This window comes from Paenibacillus lautus, assembly GCF_050482385.1.
GTDB lineage: Bacteria > Bacillota > Bacilli > Paenibacillales > Paenibacillaceae > Paenibacillus_AQ > Paenibacillus_AQ lautus_B.
This window is the reverse complement of the sequence record NZ_JBCNHV010000026.1, coordinates 47,091-62,989: the sequence shown is the minus strand read 5'-3', so window position 1 is coordinate 62,989 and position 15,899 is coordinate 47,091. Positions and strand designations below refer to the sequence as shown.

Genomic DNA, 15,899 nt, shown 5'->3' with positions numbered 1-15,899 from the left:
TCGCCTCCAAATGTCTAAAGCGCAGATTCAAATTCTTCTTTTAGAATGGAATACAATTTGAGGTCCCAATGCTGACCCTTGATCTTGATCCCCTTCCTCAAGGTTCCCTCATAGGACATGCCGACCTTCTCCATGACACGCTGAGAGCCGATATTCCCTTCTATGCAACGAGCTTGGATGCGCACAAGATCCATTTCGCCAAATCCGAGTTTCAGTAACGCGGAGGCTGCTTCCGTCATAAGGCCTTGTCCCCAACAATCCCGCGCGAGTACGTAACCGATCTCGGCACTTTGCTGTTCGGGCTTCCACCACACAAAATCCACTGTCCCCACCAAACGCCCGCTCTCCTTCAGCTCGATCCCCCAAGGGGCAATATCATGCTTGGCATACTGGACCAGTATAAACTGGATGAATTTCTTACTGTCATCGATCGAGCGATGGGTTTCCCAAGTTACGTACTTGGCAACCTCATCATCAGAAGCATATGCATACATCTGATCCGCATCCTGCATCGATATTCTGCGCAGCCGCAGGCGCTCGGTTTCCAGCACCGGCAAATTAGCAAAGATCTGTTCGATTTCCATAATCCCCTACCCCCTGAACAATATTAGATACCATTATATGCTCTTTACTAGAAAAATAAAGAAAAATTCAAGGTCATCGATCAGCCCCCCACCGAAAAGCCGATTCAATTAAAAAACGACTATCGGCGTCCTTATGACAGACCGCGTTTAGAGGGAGTTTTGCCTACGATTACCGAATGGGTCAGCTTTGCTGAAACCTTATCGATTCTATAATTCCACACAAAAAAGAGACGGTGATATACACCGCCTCTTCGAGTGTCGAAGACTTCTCGACACCACTTCTATTATGTTACGCCTTAATATTGCGAAAGCCTTCGCCCAATACCTCATGGGCATTGCTAATGATGACAAACGCATTCGGGTCCACCGATTGCACCACCGTTTTCAGACGGGGAATTTCACTTTGTCCGACGACGACCATAAGAACCGTCCGGTGTTCTCCCGTATAGCCTCCCTCTGCGGTCAGCTTGGTTAATCCACGGTCGAGATCCTCGAGAATGGCCTTGGTTATCGGCTCCGTATGATCGGATATAATGTAAGCCACCTTGGTGAAACTAAAGCCCAGCTCAATCGCATCAATCACTTTGCCTGTCACGTACAGTCCAATGAGTGCATACAACGCCTGCTCCAGCGACAGCACGAGGGCTGCCGAAGAGATCACAATCGCATCTAAGAGCACGACACAGAGGGAGAAGCTGAGGCCGCTGTATTTTTGCAGGAGCTGAGCCACGATGGTCAATCCACCAGTTGAACCCCTGCCGCGATAGACCAGCCCCATCCCGATACCGACGCCGATCCCGCCATAAATGGAAGCCAGGAGCGGATTGGAGGTTGGAATCGGCCAATCCTTGGTCAAAAAGACGAATAACGGCAAAATCACGCTTCCCAGCAGGGAACGGATGCCATAATCACGTCCAAGCAGCCAGAAGCCAAGCACAAACAAGGGGATATTCAGTGCCCACTGCGTAAAGGCCGGTTCAATGCCGAGCCATGCTTGCACAAGAACGGACAATCCGGACACACCGCCTGAGGCGATGTGGTTGGGCAGGAAAAACAGATTAAATGACAGCGCCATAATAAAGGAGCCGATGATGATAAAAACGGTGTCCACCGTCTGTCGAAGGGGACCGTTGATTGGAATCAGGGGTTCTCTTTTTCTTTTGTTAATCGATGGATTTCCAGCGGATTGCGCCATAGCTCTTCAAATCTCTCCTCAACGTCCTACTCGACTTCCAGCTTGATCTGACTGCGCAAATATCCATCGATAAAAGCATCCAGATCCCCGTCCATGACGGCTCCTATATTACCGGTCTCCACCTGTGTACGATGGTCTTTCACCATGCTGTACGGATGAAATACATACGAACGGATCTGGCTGCCCCATGCGATGTCGGACTGCTCCCCGCGGATTTCCGCCAGTTCCCTCTGCTGCTCTTCGATCTTGCGCTCATAGAGCTTGGAACGAAGCATGGTCATCGCACGCTCACGGTTCTTGATCTGGGACCGTTCATTCTGACAGGTTACGACCACACCCGTTGGCAAGTGAGTGATCCGTACGGCCGAGTCCGTCGTATTGATATGCTGACCACCAGCGCCGCTCGCACGGTAAGTATCAATCTTCAGGTCTTCTGTGCGGATGTCCAGTTCAATCTCATCGTTAATCTCAGGAACGACGTCACAGGACACAAAGGAGGTATGGCGACGGCCGGAAGAATCGAACGGAGAGATCCGAACGAGGCGATGCACCCCTTTTTCGGCTTTCAAATACCCATAAGCGTTGTAGCCCTTAATGAGCAGTGTCACGCTCTTGATTCCCGCTTCATCCCCAGGCAAATAATCCAGCGTCTCCACCTTGAAGCCGCGTTTCTCCGCCCAACGCGTATACATGCGATGCAGCATTTGGCCCCAGTCCTGAGACTCGGTTCCCCCCGCGCCCGGATGCAGCTCAAGGATGGCATTCATTTTATCGTAAGGCTGGTTCAACAGCAGTTGGAGTTCAAACTCTTCCACACGCCCAACCAGGTCCTTGATCGTCTCTCCGATTTCTCCTGCAAGGGAGTCATCGCCTTCTTCATCCGCCAGCTCGATCATCACGACGGCATCATCGTAATCCACCTGCAGCTTCTGATAGTGATCCACCGATGACTTCACGGCATTCATCTCGGTAATAAGCGCCTGAGCCTTCTCATTGTCATCCCAGAAATCCGGGGCTGCCATCTTCTCCTCAAAGTTCTCAATCATCTCCTGCTTTAAACTTAAGTCAAAGAGACCCCCTAAGATTGGTTAGTTTCTTGCTGATTTCACGCAGGTCCTGCTTCACACTTGGATCGATCATGAGTCCTCGTCCTTTCTTATCTACACGTAATAATTTCAGTATACCCTCTCCAGCATGGAAAACGTTCCATTTTAGAGAAAATCCACGTCACATCGTTCACAAAATATTTCGCTGTTTATTCAGATAAACTCCCTTAAACGCAGCAATGATTTCGGATCACGGTGGAATAGACCACAGTCACCCGGTTCATCTGCCGCTCTTAAGGGAGTTGAAATGTTTGCGCCCATAACCTGGACGGGCTATATAAGGATGATCGAAGTTTACAGTGATGCTGATCCATTTCAATCATCGCAAGAAAAATATCCTCTAAACGCGGTCTTGCTTCTGTGAAAGCACGTCGATAGATGCTTTTCTTCTATTCATCGCCATTTGGCTAGATCGCTTAAGTGTTCTGTCCATGGCAGTGCTTATACTTCTTGCCGCTGCCACAAGGGCATGCATCATTCCGGCCGATCTGTTCAGCCACTTGGACCGGACGCTTCTCGGCAGGTTCGCTGCTGCTGTTCGTGGAGACTTTATTCTCGTCCACAACGGCTTGACGCTCCTGATTTGTCGCGATTTGGGCCTTCATGATGTACGTCGCCACTTCTTCCTGGATCGTCGCGATCATGGCATTAAACATCTCGAAGCCTTCGAATTGGTATTCGCGAAGCGGATCGGTACCGCCGTATGCACGAAGGTGGATACCTTGACGCAGTTGGTCCATCGCATCGATATGATCCATCCACTTACTGTCCACCGAACGCAGCACGATAACTTTTTCGAACTCGCGTACCATTTCTTCGCCGATGGCTTGCTCACGCTCTTCGTACTTCTTCATCACGCGCTCGAAGATATACTCGGTAATCTCTTCTGCTTCTTTGCCCCACAGATCTTCGCGAGTGACGGAACCTTCGTCCAGCAGCTTGCTGTTGACGTAGTCTGCCACTTCTTGCAGTTCCCAGTTCTCCGGAATGTCATCGCTGCAGTGAGCCTGCACAACACGGTCAATGACCGGCTTAATCATCTCTACAACGATTTGCTTAATGTCTTGGGACTCCAAGATCTCGCGGCGCTGTTTGTAGATGATCTCACGCTGTTGGTTCATGACGTCATCATATTGGAGAACGACTTTACGCATGTCGAAGTTGTTGCCTTCTACCCGCTTCTGCGCGGATTCAACCGCACGGGTAATCATTTTGCTCTCGATCGGCTGATCTTCTTCAAAACCAAGACGGTCCATCATATTCAGCACGTTGTCTGTACCAAAACGTTTCATCAGCTCATCACCGAGGGACAGGTAGAACTGAGTTGACCCCGGGTCACCCTGACGACCGGCACGACCACGCAACTGGTTATCGATCCGGCGCGATTCGTGACGTTCTGTACCAATAATGTGAAGTCCGCCAATATCCTGTACGCCTTCACCAAGCAAAATATCCGTACCGCGTCCCGCCATATTCGTCGCGATCGTTACCGATCCCGGCTGACCGGCGCGTGAGATGATTTCCGCTTCCTCCGCATGGTACTTCGCATTCAGAACTTTATGCTGGACGCCTTTGCGCTTCAGCAGCTCCGATAAACGCTCGGAGTTCTCAATGGAAACTGTACCTACAAGAATTGGCTGGTTCTTTTTGTGACGTTCTACGATCTCCGCTACAACCGCCTTAAACTTGCCCTCTTCGCTCTTGTAAACCACATCCGGCATGTCGACACGCTGATTCGGTTTATTCGTAGGAATTTGAAGCACTTCAAGGCCATAAATCTTCTTGAATTCTTCTTCCTCGGTTTTCGCCGTACCGGTCATACCTGCCAGCTTGCGATACATCCGGAAGTAGTTCTGGAAAGTGATCGTTGCCAGGGTCATGCTCTCGTTCTGAACCTCGATGCCTTCCTTCGCTTCAATCGCCTGGTGAAGACCGTCGCTATAACGGCGTCCAGCCATCAGACGTCCCGTGAATTCGTCAACGATAACCACTTCGTCGTCGGTAACAACGTAATCCACATCGCGGCGCATGATCACGTTCGCTTTCAGCGCTTGTACAATGTGGTGGTTCAATGTTACGTGGTTATGGTCATACAGGTTGTCGATACCGAAGGAACGCTCCGCAAGCGCCACGCCTTTTTCGGTTAAGGCCACGGATTTGACCTTAATGTCTACCGTATAATCCTCTTCCGCAGTCAGACGCTTCACGAAGCGGTCAGCTGCAAAATACAGCTCCGTCGATTTCTGAGCTTGTCCCGAGATGATGAGCGGCGTACGCGCTTCGTCAACCAGGATGGAGTCCACTTCATCAATGATACAGAAATAGAGCGGACGCTGAACCATCTGCTCTTTGTAGAGGACCATGTTGTCCCGCAGATAGTCAAAGCCGAACTCATTGTTCGTACCATACGTAATATCGCAAGCATACGCCTGCTGTTTATCCGGGTGTTCCATACCGCTCAGGTTAACCCCGACCGACATTCCCAGGAAATTATATATTTGCGCCATCTCTTGGCTGTCACGCTGCGCCAGATAATCATTGACCGTTACAACGTGAACACCTTTGCCAAGCAGGGCATTTAAGTAAACCGGCAGCGTACCTACAAGGGTCTTACCTTCACCGGTCTTCATCTCTGCAATTCTGCCTTCGTGGAGGGCCATTCCTCCAATCAGCTGCACGTCATAGTGACGCTTGCCAAGTGTCCGTCTGGAAGCTTCACGGACTGTCGCAAACGCTTCAGGAAGCAATTCCTCCAGCGTCTCACCTTTCTCAATCCGCGCACGGAACTCTTCGGTTTTGGCTTTCAGCTGCTCATCGGAGAGCTTCTCAAAATCCGGTTCCAGTTTGTTGATTACATCGACCGTCTTCATGAGACGTTTGACATCACGCTCGTTGGTGTCGCCGAAAATCTTTTTGACAAGTCCTAGCATGGTTAACCCCTTTCGTGCAAAACAAGTGATAGAATCAACTTCATTAAATGCCAAAGGGTTAAATGATGAAATCGATTCATTGATTCCTTATGATGGTCCCATTTCCTGCAGGCTAAAAAGCCCGTCCCATAAAATGAGGGTTTGCATAAATTGTAACAGTTTGTAAGGGATGCCGCAACAATATGTGCTATCACAAGAGATGTCTGTTACGTGAAGCCCTACTCTATGAGACGCGGGAAGGCTCAAAAAAGTTGCGTTGAGCATTTACCCAGCGTTAAACAATGGAATTATATTCATTTCATAAATGAAACTCTACATCTAAATGGGCGTGAAATATTCATTTACCATTGTCCAGAAATAACCGGAATTTAGATCCGGAGCTGGGTTCAATAATCGGTAAATGAACTCTAAGCCCCTTATATATGAAGTCCCTTTCGACGTTGTACCTGAAGCTGTTCAGAAACGGCTCCGAAGACCCCTATGAGCCTTCTCATTAAAATAATGGCTGCACTATTCAGCATAGTCCGATGGGTTTACCATCAAATGCCACCGTCTTAGGATGCCTACCGCATCTAAAACGTATATATCCAAATAAAGAGCCCCACCCGCTTACACGGATGAAGGCTCATCTTACATTTCGATTTCATTTCACCGTTTTAAAATTCGAATCAGGTCCAGCTGCTTCTGCACTCCGCTTGGAATACCGCTAAGGCTTAGTCCCGCTCGATCAATCCGTACTTGCCGTCATCACGCTTGTAAACGACATTTACTTCTTGTGTGTCAATGTTGGAAAATACAAAGAAATTATGGCCTACCATGTTCATCTGCAGGATCGCTTCTTCCACGTCCATCGGCTTCATGGTAAAACGTTTCGTACGGACAACTTCGTAATTGTCCTCGTCATACTCGACTTGCTCTGCCTCCATCTGACTGGTTGCCGCTGCTCCGTTCGTCGCAATGAGCGTTTTCAATCCACCCTCTTGCTTGATCTTACGGTTCAGCTTGGTTTTGTGCTTGCGAATCTGACGTTCCAACTTGTCCACAACAGCGTCAATGGAAGCGTACATATCGTCGCTTCGGTCTTCCGCACGCAGTACCACGCCTGTGAGCGGAATGGTCACTTCCACTGTGTGCAATCCTCGAATGACATTCAGTGTGACATATCCTTCGGAGGTGGGGGGTGCATCAAAATACTTATCTAGCCTGCTGAGTTTCTTGTCAACATAGTCCTTCAAAGCATCGGTCACTTCAATTTGTTGACCTCGGATAGTGAATTGCATTGGGCACTCCTCCTTTGCACCTTCATTATAGCATTTTGTTAAGGCTATGTAAAAAGTCAGAATTGTGAATTTTAGCACAATACTTTTCGGGGGACGGCGCACAGAAAAAGACTCCGGTTGAACCGGAGTCTTGGGCTAGCGAATCTCGAATTGTTAACCATCTATACCGTTTATGTAGGTCGGCTATGCCGGGATGATTATAATTTGATTACGTTAGCTGCTTGCGGGCCACGAGCGCCTTCAACAATCTCGAATTCTACGGATTGTCCTTCTTCCAGAGTCTTGAAGCCCTCGGATTGGATCGCGGAGAAGTGTACGAATACATCGCCGCCGTCCTCAGTCTCGATGAAGCCATAACCTTTCTCTGCGTTGAACCATTTCACTTTACCTTGCATGCACTAACATTCCCTTCATTGTCAAATAAAGTGTGACACTAATTGTCCACATTTCCGACTATAGCACCCGCCTTATCCACTGTCAATTACCAAAGAAAAGGTTTTCTTTTGCAAAAAAACCAGAAAAATGTCGACTTGGCTTCATGACTGAGTTGGCGAGCGTAAATAGTTCGCGGACAAAATAGGTTTATGGTTATTTACCCAATAATAAATGTCATGAACCATGTTCCTTTAGAAAAAAATCTACTTAAATGATACAAAAGAACAGATTCTCAAGTAGCTAAAATGAAGCCATACAAAAAAACTCTTGGCAACGCCGTCTGCATCGCCAAGAGCATCAATTATTTTAGACAGCAGTTGCCTTAATGGTCACCGGGAGTATAGGGCGGGGTCTCCGGAATACTTTTCCCTGTATCGTATGAATTCACTTCAAACGTAACAATCTTATCATAGAAAACATAATCCTTACGATTCACAAACGGCCCTTTATTATTATTGTACTTATTAATACCAAACATAATCGTTCCAATCCCGTTGGCGCGTTCTTCATACCAGTTAATGAAGGCATTGACCTCCGTCATGGATAAATCGTACTCTCTATCGATGCCATTTAAAAGGATAAGACGTAGCAAGGCCCGCTCTCCTTCTTGACCATCACCAGGATCGGGAGGATTTACTGCCTTCGGTGTAGCCGAAGCTTCATTTGAATCGCCACTTTCACCTGCTGCAGTAACCGCGGTAACAATATAATAATATGTAGTGCCATTAATAACATTGCTATCTGTGTAACTGTAAGTACTGCCTGTTACGCTTCCAATTATAGTATACGGTCCGCCAGATACTGTAGCTCGCTTTATATTATAGCTTGTAACGGCATTAACAGAACTACTCCAATTTAAAACAACATTTTTATTACCTGCAGTAGCAGTTAAATTAAACGGTCCCTCTGGAGGCAGTTCCCCGCCTTTCCCAAACACATTCCATTCGTAAACTCTAGAATTAGCTCCCGTATATTTCAGCGCAACTGTCGACACATCCTGTACTGGGGCTGGGAGGGTCTGAACCGCATCACTACTTAATAGTTCATATCTTTGCAGCAGGTTATTGTTTGCATCATAAAGTTCAACCGCTACTGGATTATTATACTTCGCAATGACTGCAGAAATCTCCACGGGGGAAGTAAAGGTATGCCAGACAAATTCACCATTGGTCATGAGCTTAGAAGTTGACACATTGTTGTCTGTCAGTTCTCGCGTATTACCAGTAGGGCTGGATATCGATTTGCCTGCTTGTAATGTAACCCAATCAAGCAACCCTCCCGCGTACTTCGTTGCTTCAACTTTAATGCTCTTCTCAGGTGAATTACTGCTTTCCCCTGCCTGATTTACTGCTGAAATAACATAATAATAAGTCGTTCCATTGGTTACGGTGTTATCTGAAAATGAGGTTCCTTTAACATTCGCAACTACGCTATAGGGACCGCCTGGCGATGTAGCACGCTTAACATTGTACGACTCTGCTCCATTCGCCGTCCATTCCAGTTTCGCTACCTGATCACCGCCTTGAATCCAGGTAATCGCTGTTGGCAACGGAGCCGTTAATGGTGCTGCAAACACATTCCACTCGTAAACTCTCGAATTAGCTCCCGTATATTTTAACGCAACTGTTGAAACATTTTGTACTGGGGCTGGAAGCGTCTGAACTCCATCACTACTTAATAATTCATATCTTTGCAGCAGGTTATTGTTTACATCATAAAATTCAACCGCCACTGGATTATTATACTTCGCAATGACTGCAGAAATCTCCACGGGGGAAGTAAAGGTATGCCAGACAAATTCACCATTGGTCATGAGCTTAGAAGTTGACACATTGTTGTCTGTCAGTTCTCGCGTATTACCTGTAGGGCTGGATATCGATTTACCTGCTTGCAAAGTAACCCAATCAAGCAAGCCTCCCGTGTACTTCGTTGCCTCAATTTTAATACTCTTCTCAGGCGAGTTACTGCTTTCCCCTGCCTGATTTACCGCAGAAACTACATAATAATAAGTCGTTCCATTGGTTACGGCATTATCTGAATATGAGGTTCCTCTAACATTCGCAATCGTGGCATAGGGTCCACCTAGAGAAGTAGCGCGCTTAACATTGTACGACTCCGCTCCATTCGCCGTCCATTCCAATTTGGCTACCTGGTCACGACCTTGAATCCAGGTAATCGCTGTGGGCAATGGTGCAGTTAACGGAGCTGCAAACACATTCCACTCGTAAACTCTCGAATTAGCTCCCGTATATTTTAAAGCTACTGTCGATACATCTTGTACCGGAGCGGGAAGCGTCTGAACTCCGTCGCTGCTTAATAGTTCATATTTTTGCAACAGATTATTGGTTGCGTCATAGAACTCAACTGCTACTGGGCTACTATATTTTGCAATCACCGCAGAAATCTCAACTGGGGTAGTAAAAGTGTACCAAGCAAGGTTTCCATTAGTCAGAAGCACTGAGGTCGATGGATCATTGTCTGTCAACTGTGTAGCTAGAGATGATGATTTTCCCACGGAAGATCCAATTTGTACCGTCTCTCCATCCAGTAGCCCCCCTGTATACTGAGATGCTGCATTTACTACTGCTGGGTTGATAAAAGCTAAACTTAAAAACAGGGATAGAATCAGTAATAAATTACTATTTTTCTTCAATTTTTATCCTCCTATAGTATTATATTGGTTCTTTTATACTAGTAATTTAGCATTCAATACTATCCCTGTCCATACAAATTTTTACATATAATGAGAATAATTCTTGATAGGTTTTGATTAAAATTCCAATAGTGCAAAAGGATAAAATTCCGTACTTGAAATTTCCTTTAAAGTGGTTGGAACCGGGTTGCCCTCAGCATCAAGAAAGAATAGACGCCCTCCTAACCGATTAAGTAAATCACTGATTAAGAGAAGGAAAGGCTGTACGTCTTCTCCTAACATCGGTCTATTCCATTCAAATGATATTCTTTTTATCTTTTTATTTTCAATCAGTCCCATCATGCCTAAAAAAGCATGGTATTCCCCACCTTCAATGTCGATTTTCAGCAAATCAATCTGTTCGATATCATGAAGCTCTGAATCAAGTGATACCGCATCAACATTCCCGGAAGAATAAGAATCCAAGACATTACCGTCTTTGGGCTTTTCATGTATTGAAGAATATGCGTGAAATCTCTCTGATGATAAAAACTGTAGAACCGTATTTTCTGAATAAACCGCTTTGTTAACAATTGTCGTATTTTCTGTAAGCCAATTCATAGCTAGATTATCTTTAACATTGGCCACAAGCTCTGAATTAGCCTCAAAGCCAATGACTTTCCCTTCACTGCCTACCAACTTGGAAGCCAAAATCGTAAAGTATCCAACATTTGTTCCGACATCGACTACAGTAAAACCTTGTTTGATAATGGATATAAAGTACTTAGTTAAAGGAACTTCAAACATACCCGTAGTCACCAATGTAGGCATAATACTTAGGTCTTTCGAGGAAATAGTCAGATATCCATTATAAGCCAGTTTAACAAGCATTTTGTTATCGCCGATATATGTCCCGTTCATAGCTCAATCCCCTTCACTAATTCATGTTTATCTATTTAATTGAGAATTAACATCGAAAAACCACTCGTTCTCAGTAACACTGTCGCCAAGCAAGCTGATAACCTGAGCTACTTGATTTGCTTCCTCAGAATGATTTAGACATAACAATAAATAATATAGGTAGTAAGCATCTGAAAACTTGTCATTTACCTGCAATACATCCTGAATTACCTTTAGCGCATCATTATCTCGGTTTAGTTCAATAAGACAAAGAATAATCCATTTACTACAAGAAAGCTTCCACTCATCACTCAAAGACGCGTAATAGGTAACAAAGTAATCCAGGGCCTCATTGTATTTTTCTTCTTTAACATATTGTATGCCCTCGCCCAAAATGATCTGCCGCATATCCTCGAGTCTCCCAATAGCCGGAGTAAAGATTTGAATCGATTTTTTACTAGTAGTTATCCTTTTAGTTGCAGCAATTTCCCAACGTGCTATGGGGTGATTTTCGATCCAATCATAGATAACCGGAATATATATAATATCTTCAGAAACATTCTGTAATGCCTTGGTGAATTTATAGAATTCATCATAATTTTTGAAATCTTCCACATCAAATTTAATATCCCAATCTTCTATCTGTTGATGTGGAATTACTGCATAATTAGAAACAGACATGAAGTAATCTGATAATTGGGTTATAGAATTGTGCCAATTATATTTTTTTGCAGTAGCTAATCCATTGTTTGAAATCCGATCTCGAAGCTCACTATTTTCCAGTGCGATTAAAATTTTTTGAACCAAATCTTCCTCATTGCCAATTTCCGCGTAAATGATATTTTCATTATCAATACCATATTCCATAACTCCAGTATTTTTTGCCGAAATAACCGGACATCCTGTGGCCATAGCTTCGAGTACAGGTAACGAGAATGATTCAAATTCCGATCCCGAAACAAATAACGTGGCATTTCTAAAAAGTTCGGCTATTTTTTCTTGAGGGGGATTCACAAAAATTTGATCCGCAACATTCATCCAAGATTCACTTGGGTTGTTGGGATTTATCCAATAGAGCTTAATTTCAGGATAACTCTCCTTCACCCTTTGCACTGCTCTCACAATTGATGCAATGCCTTTGAATCGAATGAATTCATTTCCCATCATAAGGATATATGGGGCAACTTGAGAGTTTCCAATATTATTTTGCCCTAGATTAAAAATGGTATGGTCTATTGCATTAGGAATCACAGCTGATTTTCGCCCATAATTGTCTTCTAACAGTGAAGCGGCTTGATGTGATACTGTCATGATAAACTGCGGTAATTTCATTTGCGTTTTAACAAATGTTTGCATCTCATCGGGTAATCGCTGTATCTGAAATAAATGTTCATCACCTTGTTCAAAGTATACAACCGGTGCAATCCCCGTCTCTATGCAGGCTTGGATATGATCCCAATAAGTTGCCACGATAACATCGCATATAGGAATGCCTTGTGCTAGTTCTATTCCAAAAGGGACTTGCTTGTATTCTACAAAGATGGGATACCAATCGGGTTTAGGAAAATGGGAAATAATGCACACTTCCCACCCTTGTTCCTTTAGTCGATTTGCGTGTTCAAAAATGATTTTAACTCCTCCACAAACACTTACATGAGTCATCACATATACTACCTTCAATTTTGATTTTTGAGAATTCTCTATTGATAACTCAACCTCTTGTGGTTTTGCTAAAGGTAACCGGGAATTTCTTGCTCGATACTCATTTTGTCTTAGTGTAGGTATCATATAATAACTCCTCTTTTATAAGCCTCTTCCTTAACCCACTTTGAATCGGGGTAAAGACTGTTTATCTTTTGAAGAAGCTCACGACCCGTTTTTGCATCCATATCACTATAAATTCTCCATTGTTCATACAAAACATTAAAGTCCAATTTTATTTTCTCTGCTTTTTTGAAATAAAACAAAGCGTCTTCCGTTGCACCTAGTTTTCTGAGAGAGTTAGCTGCGACCATATATATTTTTCGGTTAATCTGTTGATTGCTGGTTTCAACCAACACATCAAGCGCTAACTCATCGAAACCGTACAATTGTAAACATTCTGCAATGGTTAATTTCAATTCCGGCTGATCAGTTGCATTAATTAATATATCCATAAATTCGTATTTTTGCAGTTGAATAATATCTGTAACGAGTTGCTTCCATATAACTAGAATCGAACGATTAACAGGAATTTCGCTAACTTTTTTAGTATCCACTAAATTTTTGAACCATTTTAATTCTTTGGATGATAGTGGTAAATTAAAGTGATCCAATAAACCAGAATTCTCAGTTGCCATCGCCAAAAATAATAGATTGGAATTGATTTGCGGATCTTTTTCAACAGACTGCTCCTTGTTGCTTAAGAAATCCGAAATTGCTTCTTCATACTTACCAGCCACGATATAATAGAAAGTAGAAACCGGATAAACGACTTCCATTCCGAAATAAATCAAAAACTCATTTAGTAAAGGACTTCTTTGTTGATACAGGTAGCTTATAAATTGAATGTATCTTTCTGATGAAAATGGCCAAATCGAACTAATTGTCTGAAATATCTCGCTATTTTTTGCGTTTGGATAAATAGATAGGAATATATCAAAAATCGCCAATGTATCCGGCGAGGCTTTGGCTGCTTGCACAATATACTTTAAAGCTTCTTCATGATTTTCCAAAGCTAGACTAATCTCTGCCAATTTAGCTTGAGCCATATAAGAGCCTGTCCCATCATAGTGTTGGACTAGCTTATATGAATTCTCCTCCCCGATCTCTAGACATTGTTCAAAACATTTTTGTCCATCCTTAATAAGTCCCCATTCCATAAATACAAGGCCCATTTGGTACCAGAAATCCGGAACGTCTTCATAAAGAACGACAGCATCTTCACCAACTTTTATAGCTTCTTGAAATTGCCCCAACGCCTGCAAACACTTCATAATATCCAAAACTACTTTTTGAGAAAAAGCATATTGGGTACCTAAAGAGTAGGACTTTTTCAAGGCAATTAAAGCATCACGGTGCTTCTCTTCCAAAATATACTGCATACCTAAATTATAGTAATTGAACGCTGTTGGTTTCGTTTTGATTTCTTTTAATAAAATCTTCAAATTTCTCTGAGCTTTTTGTTTACTTTTTACGAGATGTGTTTTATACCCTTCGTGAAAAATCTCCATAGAAGATAGAAATCCATACCGTTCAATATCGAAATCAGAAGGAACCTGCTCATGCAATGCTCCCCTATAACGTATATCTGAAGAGTTCCTGAATAATCTAATAAATTGGTGAGATAGATATAATCCCGATCCCAAATCATTCTTTATTCGAATGTAATAGAAGTCTTTATTCAACTGCTGAAGAAGATCTTTTTGAGGAAAACGAAGTATTTCATCTGCATCCAACTGAAGAATATACTCCGATGATGCAAACTCTATCGCAAAGTTTCTCGCTGCCGAGAAATCATCAATCCATTTGAAATCAAATACTTTATCGGTATATCTTTTTGCTATATCTTTAGTTTTATCTGACGAACCTGTATCCACAATGATTATCTCATCAACAAATCCTCGAACGCTTTCAAGGCATCGTTCCAAATAGCTTTCTTCATTCTTGACAATCATGCATAACGAAACCGAATTACGATTCATTGGTCCAATTTCCTTTCTTAGTGCAGGAGCCTTCGCAATCTTTCTTTTGCCTGCGTGTAACCGTCCCTGCTGCTTAATTGATAATGATGAACTGCTTTTTTAAGTTGACCAGTTAATTCATAGAATAGAGCTAAATTATAATGAGCCTTAAATGAGCCAACTCCTTTGACGGTTTCATATTTAATGCTTGACGCTTCACCCATTTCGGTGCATTTTTTAAATACATCCGGTATTTCTTTGAACGCATGTATGTTTCTTGATTCAATAAGTCCTACACCATACATAAAATATAAATCGGTATAATCAGGGTATAAATCAATAGCCAACTGATAATATTCCGATAAAGCGTTAAATTTCCGCATGGGGATACAACAATATCCCATTGTCAATAAGGCTGAACTCAGGAAATTTCTCCTTGAACTTTGAAGCTCGGTTTCGATACATTTATTTAAAAAATGCTCTGCTTGAACATAATCTTTCATGACATAAAAAGTTCTTCCTATCTGAAACTGAATATAGCTTGGATCAGGGTGTTCTGAAAGTTCACTCAGTAATAATGCCAAATTGCGCTCGTATTTATTTTTCTTCGTAATTTGTAATGCCGAATAACCCAAATGATTTACTTGAATTTGAGAATCGACTGTGAGTTGAATTGGTTTCCCTAAGAAAGTTAATTGCTCATGTATCTTTCCTGTATATCGATAACGCTCATCTCTTGGAAAAATGCGGACAATTGTTGTAAAAGAAGTATCTCCAGACATCGTTTCATTTAATATTGTGATTGTTCCGGCGGAACCAGGATTTCCTTCTATTTTTTCACACAGACGCTGAAGTGCTTCTGTATTGCCTTCAATGATCATCTCATCCGCATCCATAACCAATATAAAGCGCTGCGTTGCCATTTCAATGGAGTAATTTCTCATTTCAGAGAAATTATCATTCCATTCCTTCTTAAATACTTTTGCTCCCAGATTTTCAGCCAACACGGGAGTTTGGTCTGTTGAACCCGTGTCTACTACGACGATCTCTTGCACAAACGGTTTAGCTGAAAGCACTGCCTGTTCGATAAATTCTGATTCATTTTTCACAATCATGCAAAGCGATAATCCAGCAGTAACCATATACCCTCCAGAAAAGAAGGAGCAGGCGAAAAG

General features: G+C 43.2%; 11 protein-coding genes. All 11 read right to left on the bottom strand.

Annotation, left to right across the window (positions count from 1 at the left end; all coding sequences use genetic code 11):
* Positions 1 to 14 precede the first annotated feature (14 nt).
* The gene (locus tag ABEW73_RS27950) at positions 15 to 584 is read right to left on the bottom strand and encodes a GNAT family N-acetyltransferase (protein WP_430170493.1); all 570 of its coding nucleotides are present in this window, start codon (positions 582 to 584) and stop codon (positions 15 to 17) included.
* Between the two features lie 289 nt (positions 585 to 873).
* A complete protein-coding gene (locus ABEW73_RS27945; RefSeq protein WP_430170495.1) occupies positions 874 to 1,779 on the bottom strand; it encodes a YitT family protein in 906 nt (301 codons plus the stop codon).
* A 26-nt stretch (positions 1,780 to 1,805) separates the two neighbouring features.
* Positions 1,806 to 2,919, bottom strand: a protein-coding gene (gene prfB / locus ABEW73_RS27940) for a peptide chain release factor 2 (protein ID WP_098749186.1) whose coding sequence is annotated in 2 segments (ribosomal slippage) — positions 1,806 to 2,846 and positions 2,848 to 2,919 — 1,113 coding nt in all. Because the reading frame shifts where the segments join, the coding sequence is not laid out codon by codon here.
* Positions 2,920 to 3,301: 382 nt separating this feature from the next.
* Positions 3,302 to 5,815 carry a preprotein translocase subunit SecA gene (gene secA, locus ABEW73_RS27935; protein ID WP_430170497.1) on the bottom strand — a complete coding sequence of 838 codons (2,514 nt, stop codon included), beginning with the start codon at positions 5,813 to 5,815 and terminating at the stop codon, positions 3,302 to 3,304.
* Between the two features lie 713 nt (positions 5,816 to 6,528).
* Positions 6,529 to 7,095, bottom strand: coding sequence for a ribosome hibernation-promoting factor, HPF/YfiA family (gene hpf, locus ABEW73_RS27930; RefSeq protein ID WP_430170498.1), 567 nt, complete (start codon positions 7,093 to 7,095; stop codon positions 6,529 to 6,531).
* A 197-nt stretch (positions 7,096 to 7,292) separates the two neighbouring features.
* A complete protein-coding gene (locus tag ABEW73_RS27925) occupies positions 7,293 to 7,490 on the bottom strand; it encodes a cold shock domain-containing protein (protein WP_009594275.1) in 198 nt (65 codons plus the stop codon).
* A 362-nt stretch (positions 7,491 to 7,852) separates the two neighbouring features.
* Entirely contained in the window at positions 7,853 to 10,183 is a 2,331-nt protein-coding gene (locus ABEW73_RS27920; protein WP_430170500.1) for a fibronectin type III domain-containing protein, read from the bottom strand.
* Positions 10,184 to 10,300: 117 nt separating this feature from the next.
* Positions 10,301 to 11,083 (bottom strand): FkbM family methyltransferase, encoded by a 783-nt coding sequence (locus ABEW73_RS27915; RefSeq protein WP_430170502.1) that lies wholly within the window; start codon positions 11,081 to 11,083, stop codon positions 10,301 to 10,303.
* A gap of 27 nt (positions 11,084 to 11,110) precedes the next feature.
* On the bottom strand, positions 11,111 to 12,850 hold the full coding sequence (locus tag ABEW73_RS27910) for a glycosyltransferase family 4 protein (RefSeq protein WP_430170504.1): 1,740 nt from the start codon (positions 12,848 to 12,850) through the stop codon (positions 11,111 to 11,113).
* Positions 12,847 to 14,745, bottom strand: a complete 1,899-nt coding sequence (locus ABEW73_RS27905) for a glycosyltransferase (protein ID WP_430170505.1) — start codon at positions 14,743 to 14,745, stop codon at positions 12,847 to 12,849. The genes ABEW73_RS27910 and ABEW73_RS27905 overlap by 4 nt, the downstream gene beginning before the upstream one ends.
* Before the next feature lie 17 nt (positions 14,746 to 14,762).
* Positions 14,763 to 15,866 (bottom strand): tetratricopeptide repeat-containing glycosyltransferase family 2 protein, encoded by a 1,104-nt coding sequence (locus ABEW73_RS27900; RefSeq protein ID WP_430170507.1) that lies wholly within the window; start codon positions 15,864 to 15,866, stop codon positions 14,763 to 14,765.
* Positions 15,867 to 15,899: the final 33 nt, after the last annotated feature.